Consider the following 26,487-nt stretch of genomic DNA (forward strand, 5'->3'; position numbering starts at 1 on the left):
CCTATCCGAGGCCGAACTTCTTGAAGGCCTTGCTGATGTAGGAGCCCTTGTTTTCCTGAGGCTCGACGCCGCCCGACTTTACAAGATTGTAGGCGTCTTTGTACCAGCGGCTGTCCGGAAAGTTGTGGCCAAGCACGGCGGCGGCGGTCTGCGCCTCGCTGACCACGCCGATCGCCATATAGGCTTCCGTCAGGCGCGCCAGCGCTTCCTCGACGTGGCGGGTGGTCTGGTACTGCGTCACCACGACCTTGAAGCGGTTGATCGCGCCGGTGTAGTCGCGCTTGTCCATGTAATAGCGGCCGATGGTCATCTCGCGGCCGGCAAGCTGGTCGCGCGCACCTTCGATCTTCTTCTTGGCGGTGGTCGCATATTCCGAGTTCGGATATTTGCGAATCACCTCTTCCAGCGCGGCGATGGCTTTTTCGGTGCGCCCCTGATCGCGGCTGACGTCGGGAATCTGGTCGTAGTTCGACACCGCCACGAGATATTGGGCGTAGGCCGCATCCGGGCTGCCGGGATGCAGGCTGATGTAGCGGTTGGCGTTGGCGATGCACTCGTCGTAATCGCCGCTCTGATAGGATGCGTAGGCCGACATCAAGAGCGACTTGCGCGCCCAGTCCGAATATGGATGCTGGCGGTCGACCTCTTCGAATTTCTTGATCGCGCCCTTGCGGTCGTTCTTCTCGTTCAGGAGGAAGAGGCCCTCGTTGTAGAGCTTGTCGGCGGGCTGATCGACGAACGTCTCGTCCTTGGCGAAGAATTTGTCCCACAGGTTGCCGGTGCCGCAGCCGCCAAGCGGCGCAGCGAGGACGATCACGCCCATGGCAAAGCAAAGCTGGCGACCCAGCCGGTCGAAAAAGGGCCGCTTGGGCGAATGGCGCAAAGGCGTCGTCATGTGTTTCGCAAGACCTGAGTAAATCGACCGGAACGGAAGACTGCCCGGCATGACCGGAACCCCTGCCCGCATTCCCGCCGGCTTATGTAGCTGAAATCGCGTTCCCGACCAACCGGATAGGGAGACATTTCGCCCGCATTAAGGCGGTTCTCACTGGGTCCCAAGCGGTTTGTAAAGGCGGCTTGGGTAAAGCCCTGCGCCCGAAGGCGTCGCAGGGACGTCAGGAAACGTCGGGCGCGAAGGCCGGCGCGACCATGCCGCCGCCCAGCATGCCACCAACCGCATCCGACACCGAAGCACGGCGGCGTGCTGCCACCGGTTCGACCTCGACCACCCGCCAGGCATGGCGATCGGCCATCAGAGCCGTCAGAACTGCATGGTTGAGCTTGTGGCCGCCACGAACCGAGCGATACAGGCCGATCAGGGGCAGGCCCGAAAGCGCCAGATCGCCGATCAAGTCCAGCACCTTGTGGCGGACGCATTCGTCGGCATAGCGCAGACCCTCGGCATTGAGCAGACGGTCCTCGTCGAACACCACGGAATTGTCGAAAGATGCCCCGCGGGCATAACCGGCCTTCCAGAGCTTGGCCACGTCCTTCATGCAGCCGAAGGTGCGGGCGCGCGCGATATCGCGGCGGAAGGCGTCCGGCGTCAGATCAAAATTGTAGGCCTGACGGCCGATCAGCGGATTGGCGAAATCGATCTCGACCTCGGCGCGGAAGCCGTTTGCGTAGGGCCGCAGCTCGCCGAAGGATTCGCCAAGCGTGACCTGGATCGGCTTCAAAACTTCAATGAAACGGGACGGAGCGGACTGCTCGACGATGCCCGCACGGTCAATCGCCGCGACGAATGCCGCGGCGCTGCCATCCATGATCGGAATTTCAGGACCATCGACTTCGATGGTGGCGTTGTCCACGCCCATGCCGCGCAGGGCGGCAAGCACATGCTCGGCGGTGGACACCACGGCGCCCGCCTTGTCACCAAGGACGGTCGCAAAAGCTGTGGCCGAAACGGATGCAGCCAGCGCGCGAACCTCGCGCTCGGTACCATCAGCATCCGTGCGGATAAAAACGAAGCCGGCATCGACGTCTGCCGGTCCAAGAACCAGATTGACGGGAGCGCCCGAGTGAACGCCGACGCCCGTCAACGAGACGTGCGAACGGAGCGTCTTTTGCCGGCTGAATTTCATCCCCGCCTTCACCTAACTTAACAGACTTGGGAAATCCGAACCCAAAACCGAAATCCCCGCAGGTTTCGATTTCGCGGCATGGAGGCCAGAAAACTGGCCAGTGATTCCCGAAGTCCCCCCAACGTGGTCAGGACCTTACCCATTGCAGCGGGCAGCGCCACTCACGGTTGTTTACCGATTGTTACCCCAAAGGCGCCGCATATGACGCGCGATCCTGCCACAATTGATTTGGCGGACCCAAATGAAAGTCGGCCCCGATCACTTACTATTCTCATTGTAAATCAAAAGGTTGTGAGGCGGCCATTGCCCTACCCCACTCCTCAAAAGAAAATGCCCCGGCGGTGAGCCGGGGCATTCGCAGATACAGATTGTTACAATGATCAGTTGGCCTGACGCCGCAGAAACGCCGGGATATCCAGGTGGTCGTCCACAGCCGCGGGGGCAGCCTGAGCCGGACGGCCATGCTGGTCGAGACCCTGGGGCGCCGGGCGGCGTCCGTACTCGGACACCGGCTCGCCCATGTTCGCCGGATTCGAGCGCTGCGGCTTGCGCTCGGGCAGCGGCGGCATCTGCGGCATGGCGGGACCGGAGGCGCGGGCTGCGATCGGAGCCTCATGCTCCTCGTCGCGGCGGCCAAGGCCGACATTGGCGAGGCGCTGCAGCAGCGAAGTCCGGGTCTTCTGCGGATGCTCCTCCTTCATGTCGCCGCGCGCCTTGCGAATCTCGTTCTGGGCCGGCATCGGCAACTCATCGAAATTCGGCATGCGCGGCGCACGCAGCGGCACCCGTTCAGCCGACGGCGGAATAAACGCCGCCGCCGGTGCCGGCTCGTTCAATTCCATCGGCTCTTCCTTTTCGGGGAACAGCGAGGGCCTCGGCGGGATCGGACGGATGCTGACGTCGCCATAGGACGCAGCCGCCGGAGCGGCGGGCGGCGCAGGCGACACGGCTTCGGCAATCGCGGCGAGCGCGGCGCGGTCAATCTGTTCGGCCGTCGGGCGGGCGGCCGGGGCGTGCGCAGCAACCGGAGCAGCCGCAGTTTCGATCTTCTGCATCCGCTCGGCGACGCGCAGGTTGTCGGCACGCAGGCGGGCGGTGAGCTCGGCGAGGCGGTTTTCCGGGCTGCTAGACGAAGCCGTAGCCGCGGGAGCTGCGGCAGGCACCGCCTTGGTCGCGACTTCCTTGTCGATGCCGGTGGCGACCACCGAGACGCGGATCAGGCCGTCGAGCTGCTCGTCGAAGGTCGCGCCGACGATGATGTTGGCGTCGGCATCCACTTCCTCGCGGATGCGGGTCGCGGCTTCATCGACTTCGAACAGCGTAAGGTCCTTGCCGCCGGTGATCGAGACGAGAAGGCCACGCGCGCCCTTCATCGAAGAATCGTCGATTAGCGGATTGGCAATCGCGGCTTCGGCGGCGGCCAGCGCGCGCTTCTCGCCGGTCGATTCGCCGGTGCCCATCATCGCCTTGCCCATCTCCTTCATCACCGCGCGAACGTCGGCGAAGTCGAGGTTGATGAGGCCTTCCTTGACCATCAGGTCGGTGATGCAGGCAACGCCCGAATACAGCACCTGATCGGCCATCGCGAAGGCGTCAGCGAAGGTGGTCTTTTCGTTGGCCACCCGGAACAGATTCTGGTTTGGGATGATGAGAAGCGTATCCACCACCTTCTGCAGCTCGATGATGCCCTGCTCGGCCGTGCGCATGCGGCGCTGGCCTTCGAAGTGGAACGGCTTGGTGACGACGCCGACGGTGAGGATGCCCATCTCGCGCGCGGTCGCAGCGATTACGGGGGCAGCGCCGGTGCCGGTGCCGCCGCCCATGCCGGCGGTGACGAACACCATGTTTGCGCCCGAGAGATGATCCTTGATCTCGTCGATCACTTCCTGCGCCGCAGCCGCGCCGACATCCGGCTGCGAACCTGCGCCGAGGCCCTGCGTCACCTGCGTGCCCATCTGCACGAGGCGTTCAGCCTTCGACATCGTCAGCGCCTGAGCGTCGGTGTTGGCGACGACGAAGTCGACGCCCTCAAGGCCTGCCGTGATCATGTTGTTGACGGCGTTGCCACCCGCGCCGCCGACGCCGAACACGGTGATTCGCGGCTTCAGCTCGCGAATGTCGGGTTTTTGAAGATTGATGGTCATGGGATGCCTCTCGTTACGCGTGCGCGCTGTCACTTCGGCGCAGCGCCGAAGACGTTGGTGGAAGGAAGTCGTTCGGTGTCATCAGAAGCCCTCGCGAAGCCATCGTCCGACCTTTCCGAAATAACCATTGGTCCCTGTCATAAGATGCCGCGTGTGCCGCGGTTCGATGTATTCGAGTTGTGCGAATTGCGGATAAACCAGCAGTCCCGCCGGTACCGCGAACGACGCGCTCTTCGCCTCGCCCGGCACCTTGCCGAAACCGAGAGGCCGGCCGATGCGCACGGGGCGGCCAAGGATGCGGCTTGCGAGATCCGGAAGGCCGGTGAGTTGCGACGCACCGCCGGTCAGCACGATCTGGGCGCGCGGTTCGCCTGCAAACGGGGACTGGGCCAGCCGATCGCGGACCATCTCGAAAATCTCCTCGACCCGCTGCTTGACGATGTTCGCGATCGTCGCACGGGTGACAATCTGCGGCGCATCGCGCTCGTAGTCGTCCGCAGCCGGAACACTCAGCGTCTCGCGCGCGTCGACGCCACCGGTCAGCACCGTGCCATATAACGTCTTGATTCGCTCGGCATCCGCAATGCAGACCCCAAGTCCGCGCGCCAGATCCATGGTGACGTGCTGACCACCGAGCGCGAAGCCGGACGCATGCACGAACTGCCCGCCGGAATAGGTCGCAATGGTTGTCGTACCGGCACCCATATCGACCACCGCGGCGCCAAGATCGGCCTCGTCATCGGTCAACACGGCCAGGCCCGCGACGTAAGGCGCCGCCGCCATGGCCTCAACATTGAGGTGGCAACGCTCGACGACCAGCATCAGGTTACGCGCCGCCGAGACGTCGGCGGTCACGACGTTCATATCGACGCCGAAATGACGGGCGACCATGCCGCGCGGATCGCGCACGCCCCTCACGCCGTCGAGCGAATAGCCCACCGGCAGGGTATGGAGGACGGTCCGCCCCTCCCCGGTTGCGTGATGCATGCCGGCGCAGACGATCCGGTCGATATCCGATTGCGTGACCGCGCCCTGACGTAATTCCGCAGCCGCTTCCATCAACTGTCCGCTGAGGCGGCCGGACGACATCGACAGCAGAACTGATTCGACGCGAACCCGCGCCATCCGTTCGGCGAGCGCGACCGCATGACGGACCGCATGCTCGCATTCGTTGAGGTCAGACACCGCGCCGGCCTTGATGCCGCGCGACTGGATGTGGCTCATGCCGATCAGCTCGATCGCATGGGTCCGGCCGCGCAGCGTCTCGCTCGGCGGGCAGGGCTTCAGCCGCGCGATCAGGCAGGCGATCTTGCTCGATCCGATATCGAGGGCAGCCACCAGCGCCGTCTTGTTCGGCGGCATCTGGCGCGTCTTCGGAGTCTGGCCATGATCGAAGCCGCTCATGCGTCACCTGCCTTGCGCTTCGGCTTGCTGGCCGCAATCGCGTCCGCGCGGGCCTTGGCGGCATCTTCCGACAGCCGCACCGTCACCCGGTCGGGCAGGCGCAGGTCGATGGAGGTGATGTCGCGGGACAGCAGTTGCTCGTCGCTGTCGAGCTTGACCAGCGTGGCGAGCGCCGCCTCGGTGCCGGTCTCCGGCAGCCGCACGTCCAGACCGTTGGTCAGGCGCAGATTCCAGCGCCGATCGCCGACGAGGATGATGGCGCGGGTCTGGTTGCGGATGTTCGGATAATTCGCCAGCAGGTCGAGGAACGCATGGGCGCGCTCCTGCGCACCCTCGCCCACCACCAGCGGCAGGAGGTTGAAGCGGTTGGCAACATACGGCTCAAGCACGGTGCCGTCTTCCGCGATCACGGAGAGGCGACCCTCCTGCTGCCACAGCGCGTAGGGCTTGCGTTCGGTGATGTCGATCTGGAGACGGCCGGGATAAAGCTTCTGTACGGTCGCATCCGCGATCCACGGATCACCCTTCAGGCGGTCGCGGACCGTCGCGGCATCGAGGAACAAGAGCGATGAGCGGCCATTGACGCCGCCGACCGCGAGAATTTCGTCCTGGGTCAATTGCTTGCGGCCGGAAATGGCCACTGAGGTGATACGGAAGCCGACGGCATTGGCCAGCGCGTTGCGGGTATCCTGGAAAGCGGTGACGACATTGTCGGCATGACCGCCTTTGACGGCACCGAACAGACCTGCGCCGACCAGCAGAACCACGGTGGCCGCGACGCCGAGACCGCGCGGCAGGCGGCGTTCCAGCTTGGCAAAAAAGCCGTTGGGATTTTCCTCGCGCTCCGGCTCGAACACATAGCGGCGCGTCGAGACCATGGCGTCACGGGACGGGGCAGCAGCCTTCCGGGCCGGGGCAGAACGCGATTGCGTCTGTCTCACCGATCGAGAGAGGCGTCCTCCACCATCCATTGAACCAACTCGTCAAATGCAACGCCCGCATATCCTGCAAGCTCTGGAACAAGTGACGTCTCGGTCATGCCGGGTTGGGTATTCACCTCAAGACAGACGAGTCCCCCCGTCCCCTCGATGCGATCGTCGTAGCGGAAATCCGCCCTACTCACACCCCGGCAGCCAAGCGACACATGCGCGGCCAGCGTCAACCTTCGGACTTCCTGGTAAACAAAGGGTAAAATAGGTGCGGGCAGAACGTGTTTTGATGCGCCTTTTGAATACTTTGCCTCGTAATCATAGAATTTTAGCAGAGGAACAATTTCCGTGACCTCGCTGGCCTCCCCCTTGATGACGGCGCAGGTCAATTCACGGCCGGCGACGTATTTTTCCACCAGCAGGCGCTCGCCATGAGACCAGTCGTCCCGAAACAGTTCCTGCGGCGGGTGGGCATGCTCCTCGGTGACGATGAACACCCCGACGCTGGAGCCGTCCGCAACCGGTTTGATGACGTAAGGCGGCTCCATGGGATGCGCCTTGGCGATGTCCGTGCGCGACAGCGTCAATCCTGCCGCAACCGGCACGCCCGCCGTCGCCATCACCGTCTTGGCGAGATCCTTCTGCATGGCAAGCGACGACGCCAGCACGCCGGAATGGGTGTAGGGAATCCCGATCGTCTCCAGCACGCCCTGAATGGTACCGTCTTCGCCGGGCCGCCCATGCAGCGCCATGAAGGCGACATCCGGCTTCAGCGCAGCAAGCACGGTCGCGATGTCACGCTGCACGTCGACGCGCGTCACGCGGTATCCCCGGCTCTCAAGCGCCGCGGCACAGGCCGCGCCGGATCGCAGCGAAACTTCCCGTTCAGAGGACCATCCGCCCATCAGGACGGCGACGTGTTTGGATGCAGCCATTGTCACTCCTTGATCTGCCCTAACTACGCTGATTTGCCGAAGCGACCAAGGGGCGGAAACAGACGCGAGGGGTTCGCGCGCCCGCATTCTGCATGTAGATTTGGGTTATCCGACTCCGCCTTGCAGGCCACGACACAACTGACCGGATACCGGTTTTCGTCATGATCAGAACCTGGCTCGAACTGCCGCCGATGGGCATTTTTCTGACGTTGACCGCGCTGTATTTCGGCATGGTCGTCGTGTTGCGCACCTTGTTCTTCTGCCCGCCGTTCCGCCGCCCGATGCAATCGCTGAACGGCATCGTGGCCCCGTTCTTCAATGCCTCCGCCATCCTGTTCGCCCTGCTCGCAGGCTTCCTCGCCAACGACATCGCCGATCGCAGCCGCCAGGCCAATCGCGCGATACAGGCCGAAGCGGGCGAACTGCGCAACGTCCACACCCTGAGCGTTGCGGCGGTGGCCGACATGGCGGCGATCCGCGACGCGCTGAAAACCTATGTCGGCTCTGTGGTCGCCGACGAATGGCCCACAATGATGGAAGGCCACAGTTCGCCCCGAACCACCGCCGCCTATGACGAACTGCTGCGCAAGATCAGCGATCCCGGTATCGCGCGCACTTCCGGCAACGCCGTTCACACAGCACTCCTGAATGCGGCGGTGCGGGCGGGCAATGCGCGCACCGAGCGACTCGCGATAGCGTCCGACCACACCAACGATCTGACTTGGATCGTGGTGATCGTGCTCGGCTTGATTACGGAAATCTCGATCGCGCTGGTTCATATCGAGCGGCTGCGCGCCATGACGGCCGCCCTCATCGTTTTCGCGAGCGCCGCCGTTATCACGCTCACTCTGGTGGCGTTTCAGGAATACCCGTTCTACGGCGCATTCCGTCTCTCACCCGCGCCGATCGAGGCGATCCGCGCGCTGAATGGCTGAGAAAAACTACGGAACGCCGATCCGCTTGATTTCCCAGTGCAGCTCGATGCCGGACTGCGCCTTGACGCGCTCGCGCACCGTCTCGCCCAGCGTCTCGATGTCATGAGCTGTGGCATCGCCGGTGTTGATGAGGAAATTACAGTGCATCTCCGACACCTGCGCGCCGCCGACCCGAAAGCCGCGCAGGCCCGCCGCATCGATCAGCTTCCATGAACTGTGGCCGGGCGGATTCTTGAAGGTCGAGCCGCCGGTCTTCTCGCGGATCGGCTGCGCGGTTTCGCGATGCTGCTGCACCTCGTTCATACGCGCGCGGATTTTCTCAGTCTCCGTCACGACGCCGCGATACAGCGCCGAGGTGAAGATGATCGACGGATCGACGCCATGGCTGCGATAGACGAACTTCATCTCCGCGTTGCTGAACGTCACCTTGTCGCCATTGCGCGTAACGCCACGGGCTTCAACCAAGACATCCTTGGTCTCGCCGCCATTGGCGCCCGCGTTCATGCGCAACGCGCCACCGATCGAACCCGGAATGCCGAAATAAAACTCAAGACCACCGATGTTGGCGGCAGCAGCAGCCTCCGCCACGCGCTTGTCGAGCGCCGCCGTGCCCGCGCGCACCGTATCGCCCTCTGCCACCACCGAACCGAAGCCGCGCGGTGACAGACGGATGACGACACCCTCCACGCCGCCGTCACGGACGATCAGGTTCGAGCCGACACCGATGACGTAGACCGGAATGTCTGTCGGAAGATGCTTCAGGAAATAAGCGAGATCATCCTCGTCGGCGGGCGTGAACAGAATCTGCGCCGGACCGCCGACGCGAAACCATGTCAGCGGCCCCAGTAGCTCATTCGCAAGCACCCGCCCGCGCAATTGCGGCATCGCGGCTTTCAGGTCGGCGCTAATATCGGGAAAATTCACTTGTCGAGCGCCTTCAATTCGCCCGGCAGCGCATAGGCCCATTGCGAGATGCTGCCTGCACCAAGACAGACGACGAAATCGCCCGGCTGCGCGATGCGGCGGACGATGGAGGCCAGTTGCGAGGCGCCTTCCAGCGGGATCACCTCGCGGTGGCCGTGCGCACGCAGACCGAGGACGAAGGAATCGCGATCGATGCCGGGGATCGGCGCTTCGCCCGCGGGATAGACGTCGGCCACCACCACGGTATCGGCGTCATTGAAGCAGGTGCAGAATTCCTCGAACAGCGATTGCAGCCGGGTGTAACGATGCGGCTGCACCACCGCGATCACCCTGCCCTTGGTCGAATCACGCGCTGCCTTCAGCACCGCCGCGATCTCAACCGGATGATGGCCGTAATCGTCGATGACGGTGACGCCGTTCCATTCGCCGGTGCGCGTGAAACGCCGCTTGACGCCGCCGAAGCCCGCCAGCGCCTTGCGGATGGCCTCATCCGACATGCCGACCTCATACGCGACCGCAATCGCGGCCGTCGCATTGAGCGCATTGTGGCGACCCGGCATCGGCAACACGAGATCGGAAATGACATGCGCCGCACCCGCCTTACGATGGCGAATCTCAACCTTGAACTTCGAGCCGCCCGTGAACGGCTGCAGATCGACCAGCCGCGCATCGGCCTGCGGGTTCTCGCCGTAGGTGATGATGCGGCGATCCTCGATCTTGCCGACCAGCGCCTGCACCACGGCGTGATCGATGCACATCACCGCGAAACCGTAGAATGGCACGCCTTCCACGAAATGCCGGAACGCTTCCTGCACCGCCTCGAACGTCTTGAAATGATCGAGATGCTCGGGGTCGACATTGGTGACAATGGCGACATCGACGGGCAGCTTCAGGAAGGTGCCGTCGCTCTCGTCCGCCTCGACCACCATCCAGTCGCCTGCGCCGAGTCGCGCGTTGGTGCCGTAAGCATTGATGATGCCGCCGTTGATGACGGTCGGGTCGAGGGCACCCGCATCGAGCAGCGTCGCAACCATCGAGGTCGTGGTGGTCTTGCCGTGGGTTCCGGCGATGGCGATGCAGCTTTTCAGCCGCATCAGTTCGGCGAGCATTTCCGCCCGGCGCACGACAGGAATACGCTGCGCGCGCGCCGCCATCAGCTCCGGATTGTCACGCTTGATCGCGGTGGAGACGACCAGCACATCGGCACCGCTGACGTTCTCCGCCTTGTGGCCGACCGAAACCTTGATGCCCTTGTCGCGCAACCGCACGACATTGGCGTTCTCGGCAACGTCCGACCCCTGCACGGTGTAACCGAGATTGCACAGCACCTCGGCGATGCCACTCATGCCGATACCGCCGATACCGACGAAGTGAATGGGTCCGATTTCGCGCGGCAGTCTCATGCAAATATCCTTGTCATGCCCTATTGGATGCCTCGCTTCGGCGGTCCCTGACAAGGGCTAAATCAGTCTCAAGACGTTAGATTCCGGCGACTTTCACGACCAGATCGGCCAGCCGGTCGGCGGCATCGAGCCTCCCCGCCTTGCGGGCATTCGCGGCCATGTCCGCGAGCCGCTGCGGCTCGGCCGCCAAGGCGGAAATCTCAGATGCCAGCCGATGCGGCGTGAATTCGGATTGCGGAATCCGGATCGCGCCGCCCGCATCCACCAGCACGCCCGCATTGGCGAACTGGTCCTGATCGATGGCGCCCGGCAGCGGCACCAGGATCGAAGGCCGCCCGATGGCAGCGAGTTCAGCCACGGTGCCCGCGCCCGAGCGCGACACGACAAGATGGCTCGCAGCAAGCCGCGCCGGAAGATCGCTGAAGAACGGCGCCAGTTCAGCATGAACCTTGAGGCGCTCATAAATCGCGCGAACGCGCGGCATGTCTTCCTCGCGTACCTGCTGGATCAGCGACAGCCTGTTCCACAGCGCAGGCTCCAATTGTTCGATGGCTCCGGGCACGATATCCGACATCACGCGCGCACCCTGGCTCCCACCGACCACCAGCAGACGGAACGGCCCCGCCGCCTCCGGTGCCTTGAACGGAACAGCAGCCGCGGCCAGAATATTCGAGCGCATCGGCGTGCCGGTAGTCGTCGCTTTGGACGCGAGCGCAGGATCGCGATCCAGCACGCCCGGCAGCGAGGTCGCAATCGCATTGACGCGCGACGATAACAGCCGATTGGCGCGGCCGAGCACCGCGTTGGAATCGTGAATGAGGGAGGGCACGCCGAGCAGCTTGGCCGCCATTAACGGCGGCAGCGTCGGGTAGCCGCCGAAGCCGACCACCACGGCAGGTTTCAACCTGCGAATCAACAGCACCGCCTTGGCGGCACCTGACGACAGCATCGCCGCGGTGCGCGCCAGCGACAGCGGATTACGGCCGCGCACGGTTTCGCTTGGCACCACGTCGATCATGTCGTTGGAAAACAGGCCACTGTAGCGCACGGCGCGGTCGTCGGTGACGAGCCGCACGCGATAGCCGCGCTTCATCAGCACAGCGCCAAGCGCCTCGGCAGGAAACAGGTGTCCGCCGGTACCGCCAGCCGCCAACAATACGAGGGGAGCGTCCGTCATCACACCATCATATCATATCGTGCGCTCAGGCGTAGGCGCGCGCCGCGTTGGCAGCACCCATTGAATCCATTTCGACGCTCGGCCGCTGCCGCGTCAGCGCCAGCAGCATGCCGATGCCGTAGGCCAGCGATACCATCGACGAACCGCCATAGGAGATGAACGGCAACGTCATACCCTTGGCGGGCATCAGGTGCAGGTTCACCGCCATGTTGATGCAGGCCTGAGTGCCGAACATGATGGCGAGGCCGGAGGCCGCAAAGCGCGTGAACAGGTCCTCGCTCGCATAGGCGCGTGACAGCGAGCGCAGCACGATGAAGGCGAACAGCGCGAGCAGCGCGAGGCACAGCACGATGCCGAATTCTTCCGCACCGACCGCAAACACAAAATCGGTGTGGCTGTCAGGCAGCAACCGTTTCACGGTGCCCTCGCCCGGCCCCTGCCCGAACCATCCGCCCCGCATGAAAGAATCGGCGGCGAGATCGACCTGGAAAGTGTCGCCAGACGCTGGGTTCATGAATCGCTGAATACGCGCCGCCACATGCGGCACCGTGAGATAGGCCGTGAACAGCCCGACCGCCGATACGCCCGCGAGGCCGAACACCCACACCATTCGCATGCCCGCGATGAAGAACAGCGCACCCCAGACGGTGAGCATCAACATGGTCTGGCCGAAATCCGGCTCAAGCACCAGCAACGTGATCAGCATGCCGAGGAGAACAAGCGCCATCGAGGTCGCGGGCATTTCCGGACGCCGCGTCGATTCCGCGAACAGCCACGACACCACCACGACGAACGCGGGCTTGGCGGCTTCCGAGGCCTGAATGTTGACGCCGATGATGGTGATCCAGCGTCTTGCACCCTTCACCTCCGGGCCGAACAGAAGCGTCGCCACAATCAGCGCCATGCTGATCGCCAGCACAATCAGGGCGCTGCGGCGAACATGCTTTGGCGACAAAAACGATGTCCCGATCATCACGATGATCGATGGCACCAGAAACAGCACGTGGCGATTGAAGAAATGAAACGGATCGAGCCCGATGCGGGTCGCGACCGGCGGGCTCGCCGCCAGCGACAGGATCACGCCCGCCAGGATCAACGCCATGATCGCCGCAAGCAGGAGCTTGTCGACGGTCCACCACCACTCGCTCAGCGGCGTGCGTTGTTCGCGTGACATCATGGCGGCGGTCCTTCAGGCGGCTATCCGCCATTGGTCGCCGATCATGGTTTCGGGAGAGTTAACGAGATGTAAAAAACTTTTACGGCTTCACCGGCGCGACGCCCGGAAGCGCCATCACCAGCTTGCGGAAATGATCGCCCCGCACCTCGAAATTCGGGAACTGGTCGAACGAGGCGCAAGCCGGCGACAGCAGCACCACGGCCTGCCCGCCCGCCGCCTCCGCGTCACGCGCCGCATGCGGCACGGCGACGTCGAGCGTGCCGGACATTTCCTGCGGCACACCTTCGAGGGTCTTGGAGAACTCCTCCGCCGCCTCGCCGATCAGATAAGCCTTGCGGATGCGCGGGAAGAACTCACGCAACGATTCAATGCCGCCGCTTTTCGGCTTGCCGCCCGCGATCCAGTAGATATCGCTGAAGGACGACAGCGCGCGGCCCGCCGCATCGGCATTGGTGCCCTTGGAGTCGTTGACGAACAGCACCTCACCCTTGCGCCCGACCTGCTCCATCCGATGCGCCAGCCCCGGAAAGCTGCGCAGGCCCCGCTGCACCACGTCGAACGGCACACCGAGCGCAAGTGCCGCGCTCGCGGCACAAGCCGCGTTTTGTGCGTTGTGACGGCCGCGTAGCGAACCGATGCCGCGCAGATCAACCAGCTTCGCAGTGCCGCCAGCCGCGCCGCGCACGATGGTTTCGCCTTCGAGAAACACGCCATTGTCCAGCCGGCGCTGCACCGAAACCGTGACGACATGCTTGCCCGCCAGTTCCGCATTGCGCGCCGCCTTGGCGCTGAAATCGTCGTCGACGCCAACGATCGCCGTGCCGCCACGCTGCACGCCGACCACAAGGCGCTCCTTCACCTCGGCATAATTCTCGATGCTGCCATGACGATCGATGTGATCTTCCGTGACATTGAGCAGAATGCCGACGCTGGGATCGAGCGATGGTGTCAGATCGATCTGGTAGGACGACATCTCGATGACGTGCACGCGCCGCGCGGCAGGCGGCTCCAGCGACAGGATGGCGGTACCGATATTGCCGCCCATCTGCACATCGAAGCCTGCCTGACGCATCAGATGCGCGGTCAGTGCGGTGGTGGTGGACTTGCCATTGGTGCCGGTGATGGCGACGAACGGCGCGCTCGGCGCATGCCGCCGCCGCTCGCGGCAGAACAACTCGACATCGCCGATGACTTCGATGCCAGCCTTGTGCGCCATCTCGACGCTCCAGTGCGGCGCCGGATGGGTCAGCGGCACGCCCGGCGTAAGAATAAGCGCCGCGAAATTCTCCCACGACACGGTACGCAGGTCGGCGGTGATGAAACCCGCCTTCGCGGCCTGCGCCAACCGCTCGGCGCTGTCATCGCCGGCGATGACTTCCGCGCCGCCCGCTTTCAGTGCATGGCAACTGGCCAGACCAGAGCCACCGAGACCGAATACGGCGACGGTCTGTCCTTCGAAACAGGTGACGGGAATCATAGGCTCACCGCAATTTCAGTGTCGACAAACCGGCGAGCGCCAGCATCACCGCGATGATCCAGAAGCGGATCACGATCTGCGGTTCGGTCCAGCCCTTCTGTTCGTAATGATGATGGATCGGCGCCATGCGGAAGATGCGCTTGCCGGTCAGCTTGAAGGACGCGACCTGCACGATCACCGACAGCGCCTCGAACACGAACAGCCCGCCGATCACCGCCAGCACGATCTCGTGCTTCACCGCAACCGCGATGCTGCCGATCATGCCGCCCAGCGCGAGCGAGCCGGTGTCGCCCATGAAGATCGAAGCGGGCGGCGCATTGAACCACAGAAAGCCAAGGCCAGCGCCGAGCACTGCGCCGCACAGCACCGCAAGTTCGCCGGTGCCCGCGACGTAGCGGATCTGCAGATATTCGGAGAACACCGCGTTGCCGACGAGATAGGAGATCATGCCGAAGCTCGCGGCGGCGATCATCACCGGGACGATGGCCAAGCCGTCGAGGCCGTCGGTCAGGTTCACCGCATTGCCCGCGCCGACGATGATAAAGCCGCCGAAGATCACGTAGAACCAGCCGAGGTTGATGGCAAAATCCTTGACGAAGGGAATGCCGAGTTGAGTCACGGCAGAATCGCGCGCCGACCAGACAATCGCCGCACAGGCAAGCAGCGCGATCAGCCCCTCGACCGCGAGCCGCGACTTTCCCGAGAATCCGGCATGGGTCTGCTTGGTGACTTTCAGATAGTCGTCATAGAAGCCGACGAAACCGAAACCGAGCGTGACCATCAGCACGACCCACACATAGGGGTTGCGCAGGTTGGCCCACAACAGCGTCGCCACCACGAGGCCGGACAGGATCATCAGCCCGCCCATGGTGGGCGTGCCCTTCTTGGTGACGAGATGCGTCGGCGGCCCATCAGCGCGGATCGGCTGGCCCTTGCCTTGCGCGAGTCGCAGATGGTCGATGATCCAGGGTCCAAACATGAACACGAACAACGCACCCGTCACCATCGCGCCGCCGGTGCGGAAGGTGATGTAGCGAAAGACGTTGATGCCCGGAATCGTACCTGCGAGATCGGTCAACCAATAAAACATGCAAACCGCCTATACCGTGAGATCGTCCGCATCCGCGCCGCTCGGAAAATTCTTCTCAAGCGCGGTTACAATCAATTTCATGCGCGAGCCGAGCGATCCCTTGACCATGATCGCATCGCCCGCGCGAATTCCCGCGACGAGCTGTGATTCCAGCTTTGCCGAGTCTTCGGCATAGCCCCCCTTCTTCGCCGAGGGAAGGGCATCCCACAACGCACGCATTAAAGGACCGCAACAAAATACCAGATCGATTTTATTGGCCGCAACCGAGGCGGCCAGACCGCCATGAAGCTCCCGCCCCTTCGGGCCAAGCTCGAGCATATCGCCCAGAACCGCGATACGGCGGCCCCGCGGGCCGATCGCGGTCTGGCCCAGCACGTTCATGGCCGCCGTCATGGAAGCCGGATTGGCATTATAGCTTTCGTCGATCAGCGTCACCGCTCCGCCCGGAAGTTCGAGCATCTGGCGGACGCCCCGCCCCGCGGCGGGCCGAAATTCCGCGAGCGCCAGCGCCGACAGCGCGAGGTCGGCTCCCGCCAATGTCGTTGCCGCAAGTACCGCGAGCGAATTCATCGCCATGTGCCGCCCCGGCACACCAACCTTGTACGTCACATCATGATGGAGCAGGTCGGCATGGACGGCGGAGCATTCGCCATGCAGCGCGACGTCAAGCAGGCGCGCATCCGCCTTCGCATTCTCCCCGAACGTCACGATACGGGAGACGCCACTAGCCTTCGCTTTGTCCCGCAGGCGCGCGAACTGCGAATTGTCGATATTGAGGATCGCCGCGCCATCCGGCTCGAGCCCGGTGAAGATTTCCGCCTTGGCATCGGCAATCGCCTCGATGCCGGAGAAGAATTCGAGATGCACCGGCTCCACCGTGGTGATGATCGCCAGATGCGGACGCACCAGTTTCACCAGCGGTTCGATCTCGCCCGCATGGTTCATGCCGATCTCGAAGATCGCGAACCGCGCACTCGAAGGGCAGCGCGCGAGCGACAGCGGCACGCCCCAGTGATTGTTGAAGGACGCCGCCGATGCATGGGTCTTGCCCTGCGCCTGCAACACCGTACGCAGCGCCTCCTTGGTCGAGGTCTTGCCGACCGATCCCGTCACCGCGATGATTTTCGCATGCGCGCGCGCGCGCGAGGCTTTTGCGAGATCGACAAGACCCGCGAGCACGTCCGGCACCACCAACAGCGGCAGATCATCGGGGAATTCTGCGCGATGCGACTGCGCGATCACGGCGACACCGCCGCCGTTCTTCAGCGCCGCCTCGACAAAGGCGTGGCCGTCGTGCACGTCACCCTTGATCGCGAAATACGCCTCGCCCGGCGCGATGGTGCGGCTGTCGATGGAGATGCCGGTCACGCCTTCGGGCAACGCGCCGACGCGTTCCGCGCTCATCGCTTCCGCCATCGCGGCGATCGTCCAGAGCTGTCCGGTCATGCGGCATGCTCCGCAAGCGCGGCCGATGCGGCCTCGTGATCGCTGAACGGCAACACTTTATCTCCGACGATTTGCCCAGTCTCATGACCCTTGCCCGCGATCAGGAGCACATCGCCGGGTTGAAGGGAGGCCACAGCGGAACGGATCGCTTCCGCCCGGTCGCCAATTTCTTTTGCCCCTTTTGCCGCCGCCAGAATTTCTGCGCGGATCGTGGCAGGCCTTTCGCTGCGCGGGTTGTCGTCGGTAACGATCACCGCATCGGCGTACCGCATGGCGATGGCGCCCATCAGAGGCCGCTTGCCCGCATCGCGGTCGCCGCCCGCGCCGAACACCACGACCAGTCGCCCCTTCGCGTAAGGCCGCAGCGCCTCGAGCGCCTTCATCAGCGCATCAGGCTTGTGCGCGTAATCGACAAACACCGGCGCGCCGCGGCAATCGCCGATCAGTTCGAGACGCCCCTTGGCGCCTTCGAGTTGTTCCAGCGCTGAAAATGTTTTCGTCGCATCGCCCCCCGTGGCGATCACAAGACCTGCTGCAACCAGCGCGTTCTCGATCTGGAATTCGCCGACCAGCGGCAGGCGCAACCGATGGGTCTGCCCGCGATGTTGGATCGTCATCTTCTGCCCGAACCCGTCAATCGTGGCATCGACAAGCCGAATGCCCTCACCCTTCCGTCCAATCGTGATGACATCCAGCTTGCGCGCACGGGCCGCGGCGATCACCGCGGCGGAATGCTCATGATCGGCGGCGATCACCGCGGGCGCGCCTTCGGGCGCAAGGTCGGTGAACAGCCGCAGCTTGGCCGCGAGATAATGTTCGACGGTCGGATGATAATCCATGTGGTCGCGCGAGAGATTGGTGAAAGCCGCCGCCGCGATCCGCACGCCATCGAGCCGGTGCTGGTCGAGGCCATGCGAGGATGCTTCCAGCGCGAGATGCGTTACGCCATCGCCCGCCAGTTCATCGAGCGCACGATGCAGCGCGACGGGATCTGGCGTCGTCAGGGAGCCGTAGACGTTACGGTGACGCGAGACGATGCCGATGGTGCCCAGACTCGCCGCGTCATAACCGAGACTGTCCCACAATTGCCGCGTGAACGCCGCGACCGAGGTCTTGCCGCTGGTGCCGGTGACGGCGGCGATGGTCTGCGGCTGGCGCGGATAGAAGGCGGCGGCGGCAAGCGCCAGCGCCCGGCGCGGATTCGACGTGACGATGACAGGCACAGAGACGGAATGAGCGTGATCCGCGACGACCGCCACGGCGCCCGCCTCAATGGCCGCGCCGATGAAGCGTGCGCCATCGGTCTTGCTGCCGCCAAGCGCAAAGAACACGTCGCCCGGTTTCACCGCACGGCTGTCCACGGCAAGTCCCGCCACCGCAAGCTCACTCGTTTGCGGGTCGAAAGTGGCATCACCGCTGAAAAGTTCGCGTAGATTCATGGGGTCCTGGTGGTCCGAGGGTCGCGGATGTCCAAATCCACTTCCCTAGCCGAAGGCGGGCGGCAACCCGTTGCGCTTACCGATTCTCCCTCGATGTCGCAAGAATAAGGCGCTCGGACGGCGGCAAATCGAAGCGCGGTTTGATCCCCAGAAGCGGCGCGATCCGCGCGATCACCTTGCCACCGGTCGGCACGGCGTTCCAGCCCGAAGTGATGAACCCATGGGTTTCCGGCAGCGCCTGCGGCTCATCCAGCATGACAAGCAACTGATATTGCGGATTATCGGCGGGCATGATCGCCGTGAAGGCGTTCAGCACCTTCTTCTTGGCATAGCGGCCGTTGATGACCTTCTCGGCGGTGCCGGTCTTGCCGCCGATATAATAGCCCGGCACGTCTGCCTTGCGGGCGGTTCCGACCTCGGCATTCAGCCGCATCAGGAAACGCATCTTGTCGCTGGTTTCCGGCTTGATGACGCGCTTAGCGAGTTTCATCGCATCCGCCTCGCTGCGCTTGAGGAAGGTCGGCGGAATGAGGTAGCCCCCATTCACCAGCGCGTCGATGCCCATCACCGCCTGCAAGGGCGCCACCGCGATGCCGTGTCCGAAGGCAATGGTCACGGTGTTCAGTTCACCCCAGTGCCGCGGCAGGATCGGCGAGGCGCTTTCCGGCAGTTCGGTACGCAGCCGCGTCAACTGCCCCATTTTGGCAAGAAACGCCTTGTGCGCCTCGATGCCCTGCGACAGAGCAATGCGCGCCGCACCGATGTTGGAGGAATAGGTAAAGACCTCCTTGGTGTTGATCGCGCGGCCGAGCGGGTGATCGTCGTGAATCCGGAAGCGGCCATATTGCAGCGGCGTGCGCACATCCCACATCGAATTCAGCGTGGTCTTGCCGGAATCCAGCGCCATCGCCAGCGTGAACGCCTTGAAGGTCGAACCCATTTCATAGACGCCGGTGGTCAGGCGGTTGATGCGGTCGGGATCGTTGGCTTCCTTCGGGTTGTTCGGATCGAAATCGGGCAGCGACACCATCGCGACGATTTCGCCGGTATGGACGTTGCTGACGATGCCGGACGCCGCCTTGGCGTGGAATTTCTCCTTGGCCTTCACCAATTCGTCGCGCAGCGCGTGCTCGACACGCAGATCGACGGCCAGCTCGATCGGTTCCTGCTGGCGGTCGGTGGCGAAGCCCGCCCGATGCAGATCGGCGAGGCCGTTGCCGTCGAGCCACTTCTCCATGCCGGCGATGCCCTGATTGTCGATATTGACGAGACCGATCAGGTGAGAGACGTCGCGGCCGGTCGGGTAGACGCGCTTGTTCTCGCGCAGGAAGCCCACGCCCGGCAGGCCGAGCTTGAACACGTCGCGCTGCTGCTTCGGCGTCAGTTCGCGCTTGAGCCAGACGAAGCCCTTGCGAGACGACAGCCGGTCGCGCACTTCGCCGGGATCGAGATCGGGCAGCGTCGCCGTCAGAAGCTCGATCGCCTCATCCTTGTCGATGAGCTTGCGCGGTTCGGCATAAAGCGAGGCCGCTTTGATGTCCGTCGCGAGGATTTCGCCGTTGCGATCCAGAATATCGGGTCGCGCGGTCGCGACCGCGTCCTGCGCACCGCCACGGCGCCCGTTATGGGTATCACCCATCACCCCGTACATCACGAGCCGCAGCGCGATGACCGCAAAGACCGCCGAGAACGCCAGCATCGCAAGCCCGACGCGCGCGCGCGCCTTGGCGGCGCGGTCGACATTGCCATACAGCAACTTACGGATCAGCCGCTGACGCAGCGGCTCAGCCGGGGTCACGGAAACGCCGTCGCTCATTGCGCGCCTCCCGTGACTGCGGATGAAGATGGCGCCGGTGCAGGCGCAGGAATCGAGCCAGTCGCTTCATCCGGGCTGACGACATCGATCATCGCACCGATCGGATCGGGGTCGTTCGGCTTGATGTAGCTCGGCGGTCGCGACGGCAGGTTCTTCAGGGAGTCAAACTGGTTGGCATCGATCGGCCGAAGCTGGAGATGGCGCTCCACCAGCCCCTGCAACCGCGCGGGCGAGGACAGCTTGGCCCATTCCGCACGCAACGCCGCAATCTTATTGCGCTCCTCGCGAATATCGGCACGCAGCCGCAACACGCGCTCGGTGCGCACCGTCGAGTCCATCTTGATGCGATAGACATAGGCCGCCGAGATCACCAGCGCGCAGATGACAAGGAAATGGATGATCCTCAAGACCGTCCCCCCTTCATCACCGAACGCAGGGTCGGCCAGTCAAAGCTCATGTCTTCATGATGCGAGGGGTTGGCGGTGCGCTGTGCCGCGCGCAGCTTGGCGGAACGCGCGCGCGGATTGACAGCCGTCTCGTTGTCATTGGCCACCACGGGGCGCTTGGTCAGGATCTCGAAGCTCGGCGCGATCTGCTCGACCTCCGGCAGATGGCGCGAACCGCCACCCTGCTTCGCGCGGCTAGCGAGGAAATTCTTGACGATGCGGTCCTCCAGCGAGTGGAACGACACGACCACCAGCCTGCCGCCCGGCTTGAGCGCACGCTCGGAGGCGTGCAGCGCGGTCTGCAATTCGTCGAGTTCTTCGTTGATGAAAATCCGCAGCGCCTGAAACGTGCGGGTCGCAGGATGAATCTCGTTGGGGCGCGCCCGCACGACGCTCGACACGATGTCGGCCAGCGCCTTGGTGGTGACGATCGGATTGTCCTGCCGCGCCTTGACGATGGCGCGCGCCACGGCGCGGGAGTGCCGCTCCTCGCCGAAAATGTAGATGATGTTGGCGAGATCCTTCTCCGAGGCCACCGCGACCACATCGGCGGCACTCGCACCCTCCTGCCCCATGCGCATGTCGAGTGCCCCGTCATGGCGGAACGAAAAGCCGCGCTCCGCCCGGTCGAGCTGCATCGACGACACGCCGATATCCATTACGATGCCATCGACCTGCGGTGCCCCTTCCGCCGCGCAAACCTCGGCGAGATTGGAAAACCTGTCCTGCACCACCGTCAGGCGGCCCTCTGCGCGCTCGACCAGATCGAACGCCTCCGCCACAGCGGTGCGGTCGCGGTCGATGCCGATGACGCGGGTGCCGGCGACTTCGAGAATACGTTTGCTGTAGCCGCCCGCGCCGAAGGTCGCGTCGACGTAGATGCCGCCCGCGTGCGGTGCGAGAAACTCCACCGCCTCGCGGCCGAGAACGGAGATATGGCGGGAAGAGGCTGTGCTCATGCCGCACTCCTCACCCGGAACCCTTTGGCTCCTCCATAATAACAGTCGTGCCCACCACGCGTTTCCATGCGCACACGCGATGGCTTGCCTGCCGGAAGCCCGCGCAGGCAAATTGTCGTCATGAGCGGAGTTCCGTCTGTATGGCGAGGGTCTGCCAAGAGTCTTGCCATGGGTCGAGCGCACCGGGGAACCGCGATTGGGTACAAATCGGGCGCGGTTCTTCACCCTTCAGTAGCGGTAATTATCGTTAAGGAATGGTTGATGACCGCCGGGATGGCCCTCAATCAGTGCCCGGCCACCGATTCAGACCGGATGTGGATAAAGGGAACCTGCTGATTGCGCCGCGCGTTCCGGGAGCGCGATACTGACGGTACCGTTGAGTACGTCGTGGTCTTGCCTCGTTTGGTTGTCACATGTCGTTTGAGTCGTTCGCATCTGCTGGATTCGCCGCACACCGCGAACGGTTGGCATCCCCCCTCGGATCGCAAGACGACATGGTGAGCTTTACTCCGGATTCGTCCGTCGTCTTCGACGTACGACCGTCTCCGAACTTCAATGAGCGCAAGGCCGGGCGCCAGCCCGACATGATCGTGCTGCATTACACGGGCATGTCCGATGCTTCGAGCGCGCTGAAGCGCCTGTGCACCGCCGGCACCGAAGTCTCCGCGCATTATGTCGTGATGGAAGACGGCAACATCATCCAGTGCGTCCGGGAATCCCACCGCGCCTGGCATGCCGGCACATCGTCATGGGACGGCGACAGTGACGTCAATTCCGCCTCGATCGGCATTGAGATCGTCAATCCCGGCCACGATCTGGGCTATCCGGATTTTCCCTTACGCCAGGTCGCAGCGGTGATCGCGCTGTGCAAAGGCATCATGCTACGGCGGAAAGTGCCGAAGCATCGCGTGCTGGCGCACTCCGATGTCGCCCCCGCGCGCAAGAAGGATCCGGGCGAGAAATTTCCCTGGCGGCTTCTGGCCGATTCCGGCGTCGGGCACTGGGTCGAGCCTGCCCCGCTTACGCATAGCGACCGCAAGTTTCTGGGAACCACCAGCGACGAGATCATGGCGCTGCAGCGCGCACTGGTCCGTTACGGCTACCCTGTCCTGCCGAGCGGCCAGTATGACGGCGTGACGATGGACGCGGTGGCGGCATTCCAGCGTCATTTCCGCCCCGAGCGGGTCGACGGCATCGCGGACCAGTCGACGCTGACGACGCTCACGAGCCTGCTCGAAACCCTGCCAGACGCCTCCAAAGTCGCCTGATCTGGCCTTCGCACCTCCTAACCTCTCCCATCGGTCGGATCGCGATAGCCCTCGCTCGGCTTGACGCCGGGAAGCGAAACCGCCATGTGGTCAGCGTCAGTCGGCCGGACGGCCGCTCTTGCAGGATCGAAAGGTCGCAAGGGAGGAAAGTCCGGGCTCCATCGACATACGGTGCCGGATAACGTCCGGCGAAGGCGACTTCAGGGAAAGTGCCACAGAGAACGAACCGCCTCGCCTCCGCAAGGAGCGCGCGGTAAGGGTGAAAAGGTGCGGTAAGAGCGCACCGCGTTTCCGGCAACGGCGACGGCATGGCAAACCCCACCGGGAGCAAGACCGAATAGGGATGGCACAGTGGAAAGTTCGCCTCAGGGCGATAACTCCGCGGGGCGATGTCGAGCCCGCCATCCGGGTAGGTTGCTAGAGGCGCGGAGCAATCCACGTCCCAGAGGAATGGCCGTCACGTCTGCGTGGTGCAAACCATTCAGGCCCTACAGAACCCGGCTTACAGGCTGGCTGACATCCGCATCGCGACAAGCGATGGTCTATGAAGGGTCCGGCGCAACCGCACCGGGCCCTTCACCACATCAATGCCCCGCGCCGGCTCCGGCCCCGGGTTTCGGCCGCTTCACCACGACAACGAGCAGGCTGAGGCCGATATAAAACACTGTCAGCAGATAGAAGGCGTCCGCGTATCCCATCACAGCCGCCTGCTGATGCACCCGCTGCCATAGCACCTTCAATGCCATCAACTGCGCATCGCCCTGCCCCTGAAAACGCTGCGTCAACGTATTCAGCATCTCGACCGCGCTCGCGTTACCCCAATTCACCACGTCATGAAGACGGGAGATGTGAAGATCGGTGCGATCGTTCAGAACCGTATTGATGAGCGCAAGCCCGACTGCGCCACCCATGTTGCGGGTCAGGTTGAACAGTCCGGAGGCGTTCTTCATCCGCTCCGGCGCCAGCGTACCGAGCGCGATGTTGTTGACCGGGATCATCGCCAGCATGATGCCGAGCCCGCGGAAAATCTGCGGCCACAACAATTCATAGAAATCATACTGCGACGTGATCCACGTCATCTGCCACGTACTGATCGCGAACACGATCAGGCCGATGCCGATCATGTAGCGCGGATCGACCTTGTTCATCAGGCGGCCGACGAGCGGGGCCGTCATGAACATCGCAAGACCGGAGACGAACATCGTCTCGCCGATCATTAGCGGGTTATAGCCGCGTATCTCGGCAAGATAGCGCGGATAAATATACGTCATGCCATAAAGGCCGATACCGACGCAGAAAGAGAAGATGCTGCCGATCGCAAAATTACGATCGGTAAAGGCGCGGATGTCGACGATCGGCTCTTTCGCTGTGAGCACCCGATAGAAGAATGCCACGGTCGAGATGGCGCAGACGACGCCCATGATCGCGACCGACTCGTCTTCGAACCACTGGTATTGCGGCCCCTCTTCCAGGACGTATTCGAGCGAGCCGAGAAAGCCCGCCATCGCTGCGAAACCGAACCAGTCGAAATGATCCAGCAAGGCGAAGTTCGGCTGATCGAAATCGACCAGCGCCAGCACGCCGAGCGTCACAAGGATGCCCGGCACCACGTTGATGAAGAACAGCCAGTGCCACGACGCGGCATCCGTGATGTAGCCGCCCACCGTAGGACCGATCGTCGGCGCAAGGGTTGCGACAAGGCCGATCGCGGGCGTGACGATCGACAGCTTGCTGCGCGGAAACACGGTGTAGGCAGAAGCAAACACCGTGGGGATCATGCCCGCGCCGAGAAAGCCCTGCACCGCGCGCCACAGGATCATCTCGTCGATGGTCGAGGTCAGGCCGCACATGAAGCTCGATATGGTGAAGCCCGCCGCGGAGATCGCGAACAACAGCCTCGTGCCGAATGCGCGCGACAGGAAGCCCGAGAGCGGGATCGCGATCACTTCCGCGATCAGATACGCGGTCTGCACCCACGATACTTCGGTCGCGGACGCCGACAGGCCGGCCTGAATTTCGGACAGTGACGCCGACACGATCTGGATGTCCAGGATCGACATGAACATGCCGAAGATCATGATCAGGAACGCGATCATGCGGCGCGGCGCCACGCTCTCCGAAGCAGGCGTGGCGGCTGGTATCGATCCTATGGTGCCGGATGCTGCGCTCATGCGCGAACTCCGCGAGTGCTACTCTGCTTTGGCAAGAGCTTGTTTGGAGGACTTCCGCGTATCGACTTCAACCTCGACCGACATGCCCGCGCGGAGAAGATTCTCATGCGCGACGGCTTTCGGTACGCGCACGCGAACCGGCAGGCGCTGCACGATCTTGGTGAAGTTGCCGGTGGCGTTGTCCGGCGGCAGCAGCGTGAACACCGAACCCGACGCGGGCGACAGGCTCTCGACGGTGCCGACGATGTCGCGGCCCTTCACAGCGTCAACGCTGATGTAAACCGGCTGGCCGGGACGAATGCGTGCGAGCTGGGTTTCCTTGAAATTGGCGTCGATGAACACGTCATCCAGCGGCACGACATTGGCGAGACGCTGGCCCACTGAAATATTGTCGCCTTCGTTGACGAGGCGATTGGAGAACACGCCGTCGATCGGCGCGCGAATGGTGGTGAAGGACAGGTCGCGCTCGGCCTTGGCAAGCGCAGTCTTCAATTCGCCGAGCTGTCCTTCGGCTTCAGTCTGCTGCGCCTTGATGACGTCGATCTGCGCCTGCGCGGCGTCGAGATTGGCCTGGGCCCCCTGCACCGAGGCATTGCTCTGGTCGCGGGTCGCCTGCGACTGGTCGAAGGTCGCCTTCGAGGCAAAACCCTTCTCGCTTAACTGGCTCTGGCGGACGAAATCAGCTTCGGCGCGCTTGGCCGCAGCCTGCGCGGACTCGAGTTGCGCTTGCGCCTGCTCGACCGCACTTTCCTGCGCTTTCGCCTGACGGCCAATGCGTTGGATGGTGGCTTCCTGTGTCGCGATCTTGGCGCGAGCGTTGTCGACCGCGATCTTGTAATCACCATCGTCGATCTGGAACAAAAGATCGCCCGCCTTCACCTCGGTGTTGTCACCGACCGCGATCTTCGCGAGATAGCCGGAGGCGCGCGCGCCAAGCATTGTGTTGTTGGCGCGGACATAGGCGTCGTCGGTCGACACCATGTAGCGGCCGACCAGAAAATAGTGGATGCCGAACACGGCCAGCGCGATCGCGGCCACCGCTCCGAGCCCGGCGAAAATTTTCTGGCGGCGGCCAAGCCGCGCCCAGCGGGAGCCCCCCGCAGCCGGGGCATCGGCTACGGTGTCGGGGCTTTCCGTTGTGCGGCGTGCGGTCACATCCTCCAGCCGGGGGCGCAGCGGAGAACCGGAAGGCGACGAAACATCGCCATTTTCGTCAACATCAGCCTTGCGGACGGCAGATTGCTCACGCGGGGCCATCGGAGG

At 63.6% G+C, this 26,487-nt stretch carries 21 protein-coding genes and 1 other RNA gene; 3 read left to right on the forward strand and 19 right to left on the reverse strand.

Translation table 11 applies throughout. From position 1 onward, the window contains the following. Position 1 precedes the first annotated feature (1 nt). The 6 genes from AFIDRAFT_RS01170 to AFIDRAFT_RS01195 form a co-directional block, all read right to left on the reverse strand. Positions 2-895: an outer membrane protein assembly factor BamD gene (locus tag AFIDRAFT_RS01170; RefSeq protein ID WP_040297687.1), complete on the reverse strand. Its 894-nt coding sequence runs from the start codon at positions 893-895 to the stop codon at positions 2-4. 220 nt (positions 896-1,115) lie between these two features. Then, entirely contained in the window at positions 1,116-2,084 is a 969-nt protein-coding gene (gene lpxC / locus AFIDRAFT_RS01175; protein WP_009337113.1) for a UDP-3-O-acyl-N-acetylglucosamine deacetylase, read from the reverse strand. 380 nt (positions 2,085-2,464) lie between these two features. Then, positions 2,465-4,228: a cell division protein FtsZ gene (gene ftsZ / locus AFIDRAFT_RS01180; protein ID WP_009337114.1), complete on the reverse strand. Its 1,764-nt coding sequence runs from the start codon at positions 4,226-4,228 to the stop codon at positions 2,465-2,467. Positions 4,229-4,309: 81 nt separating this feature from the next. After that, the gene (ftsA, locus tag AFIDRAFT_RS01185) at positions 4,310-5,632 is read right to left on the reverse strand and encodes a cell division protein FtsA (RefSeq protein WP_009337115.1); all 1,323 of its coding nucleotides are present in this window, start codon (positions 5,630-5,632) and stop codon (positions 4,310-4,312) included. After that, positions 5,629-6,603, reverse strand: coding sequence for a cell division protein FtsQ/DivIB (locus AFIDRAFT_RS01190; protein ID WP_009337116.1), 975 nt, complete (start codon positions 6,601-6,603; stop codon positions 5,629-5,631). Before AFIDRAFT_RS01190 ends, ftsA begins: the two co-directional genes overlap by 4 nt. Further along, positions 6,570-7,496, reverse strand: a complete 927-nt coding sequence (locus AFIDRAFT_RS01195; RefSeq protein ID WP_009337117.1) for a D-alanine--D-alanine ligase — start codon at positions 7,494-7,496, stop codon at positions 6,570-6,572. Before AFIDRAFT_RS01195 ends, AFIDRAFT_RS01190 begins: the two co-directional genes overlap by 34 nt. A gap of 161 nt (positions 7,497-7,657) precedes the next feature. Between AFIDRAFT_RS01195 and AFIDRAFT_RS01200 the strand changes: the two genes are divergently transcribed. Then, the gene (locus AFIDRAFT_RS01200) at positions 7,658-8,431 is read left to right on the forward strand and encodes a bestrophin-like domain (RefSeq protein ID WP_009337118.1); all 774 of its coding nucleotides are present in this window, start codon (positions 7,658-7,660) and stop codon (positions 8,429-8,431) included. Positions 8,432-8,437: 6 nt separating this feature from the next. Here the strand turns inward: AFIDRAFT_RS01200 and murB are convergent, their stop codons facing one another. The 11 genes from murB to rsmH all read right to left on the reverse strand — a co-directional run bounded on the left by murB (position 8,438) and on the right by rsmH (position 21,785). Further along, positions 8,438-9,355, reverse strand: a complete 918-nt coding sequence (murB, locus tag AFIDRAFT_RS01205) for a UDP-N-acetylmuramate dehydrogenase (protein WP_009337119.1) — start codon at positions 9,353-9,355, stop codon at positions 8,438-8,440. Then, positions 9,352-10,758 carry a UDP-N-acetylmuramate--L-alanine ligase gene (murC, locus tag AFIDRAFT_RS01210; RefSeq protein ID WP_009337120.1) on the reverse strand — a complete coding sequence of 469 codons (1,407 nt, stop codon included), beginning with the start codon at positions 10,756-10,758 and terminating at the stop codon, positions 9,352-9,354. The genes murB and murC overlap by 4 nt, the downstream gene beginning before the upstream one ends. Positions 10,759-10,834: 76 nt before the next feature. Beyond that, complete coding sequence (gene murG / locus AFIDRAFT_RS01215; protein WP_198007791.1) at positions 10,835-11,938, reverse strand: undecaprenyldiphospho-muramoylpentapeptide beta-N-acetylglucosaminyltransferase; 1,104 nt, start codon at positions 11,936-11,938, stop codon at positions 10,835-10,837. Positions 11,939-11,960: 22 nt separating this feature from the next. Beyond that, on the reverse strand, positions 11,961-13,112 hold the full coding sequence (ftsW, locus tag AFIDRAFT_RS01220; RefSeq protein ID WP_009337122.1) for a putative lipid II flippase FtsW: 1,152 nt from the start codon (positions 13,110-13,112) through the stop codon (positions 11,961-11,963). A gap of 79 nt (positions 13,113-13,191) precedes the next feature. Further along, entirely contained in the window at positions 13,192-14,589 is a 1,398-nt protein-coding gene (murD, locus tag AFIDRAFT_RS01225) for a UDP-N-acetylmuramoyl-L-alanine--D-glutamate ligase (RefSeq protein ID WP_009337123.1), read from the reverse strand. 4 nt (positions 14,590-14,593) lie between these two features. Beyond that, on the reverse strand, positions 14,594-15,679 hold the full coding sequence (gene mraY / locus AFIDRAFT_RS01230; protein WP_009337124.1) for a phospho-N-acetylmuramoyl-pentapeptide-transferase: 1,086 nt from the start codon (positions 15,677-15,679) through the stop codon (positions 14,594-14,596). A gap of 9 nt (positions 15,680-15,688) precedes the next feature. Then, positions 15,689-17,125 (reverse strand): UDP-N-acetylmuramoylalanyl-D-glutamyl-2,6-diaminopimelate--D-alanyl-D-alanine ligase, encoded by a 1,437-nt coding sequence (locus tag AFIDRAFT_RS01235; RefSeq protein WP_009337126.1) that lies wholly within the window; start codon positions 17,123-17,125, stop codon positions 15,689-15,691. Further along, positions 17,122-18,564, reverse strand: a complete 1,443-nt coding sequence (locus AFIDRAFT_RS01240) for a UDP-N-acetylmuramoyl-L-alanyl-D-glutamate--2,6-diaminopimelate ligase (RefSeq protein ID WP_009337127.1) — start codon at positions 18,562-18,564, stop codon at positions 17,122-17,124. Before AFIDRAFT_RS01240 ends, AFIDRAFT_RS01235 begins: the two co-directional genes overlap by 4 nt. A 76-nt stretch (positions 18,565-18,640) precedes the next feature. Further along, the gene (locus AFIDRAFT_RS01245; protein ID WP_009337130.1) at positions 18,641-20,380 is read right to left on the reverse strand and encodes a peptidoglycan D,D-transpeptidase FtsI family protein; all 1,740 of its coding nucleotides are present in this window, start codon (positions 20,378-20,380) and stop codon (positions 18,641-18,643) included. Beyond that, positions 20,377-20,787 (reverse strand): cell division protein FtsL, encoded by a 411-nt coding sequence (gene ftsL / locus AFIDRAFT_RS01250; RefSeq protein ID WP_009337133.1) that lies wholly within the window; start codon positions 20,785-20,787, stop codon positions 20,377-20,379. The genes AFIDRAFT_RS01245 and ftsL overlap by 4 nt, the downstream gene beginning before the upstream one ends. Beyond that, positions 20,784-21,785: a 16S rRNA (cytosine(1402)-N(4))-methyltransferase RsmH gene (gene rsmH, locus AFIDRAFT_RS01255; RefSeq protein ID WP_009337135.1), complete on the reverse strand. Its 1,002-nt coding sequence runs from the start codon at positions 21,783-21,785 to the stop codon at positions 20,784-20,786. Before rsmH ends, ftsL begins: the two co-directional genes overlap by 4 nt. 494 nt (positions 21,786-22,279) lie before the next feature. On the opposite strand from rsmH, the gene AFIDRAFT_RS01260 reads away from it, so the two are divergent. Both AFIDRAFT_RS01260 and rnpB read left to right on the forward strand, forming a co-directional pair. Then, positions 22,280-23,053 carry an N-acetylmuramoyl-L-alanine amidase gene (locus AFIDRAFT_RS01260; protein ID WP_009337137.1) on the forward strand — a complete coding sequence of 258 codons (774 nt, stop codon included), beginning with the start codon at positions 22,280-22,282 and terminating at the stop codon, positions 23,051-23,053. Positions 23,054-23,149: 96 nt separating this feature from the next. After that, positions 23,150-23,574, forward strand: an RNA gene (rnpB, locus tag AFIDRAFT_RS19115) — RNase P RNA component class A. Between the two features lie 63 nt (positions 23,575-23,637). Here the strand turns inward: rnpB and AFIDRAFT_RS01265 are convergent. After that, positions 23,638-25,224, reverse strand: coding sequence for a DHA2 family efflux MFS transporter permease subunit (locus tag AFIDRAFT_RS01265; RefSeq protein ID WP_009337139.1), 1,587 nt, complete (start codon positions 25,222-25,224; stop codon positions 23,638-23,640). 18 nt (positions 25,225-25,242) lie between these two features. Next, positions 25,243-26,481, reverse strand: coding sequence for an HlyD family secretion protein (locus tag AFIDRAFT_RS01270; protein ID WP_009337141.1), 1,239 nt, complete (start codon positions 26,479-26,481; stop codon positions 25,243-25,245). Between the last annotated feature and the right edge of the window lie 6 nt (positions 26,482-26,487).

This window comes from Afipia sp. 1NLS2, from assembly GCF_000178995.1.
In the GTDB taxonomy this organism is placed as follows: Bacteria; Pseudomonadota; Alphaproteobacteria; order Rhizobiales; family Xanthobacteraceae; genus Afipia.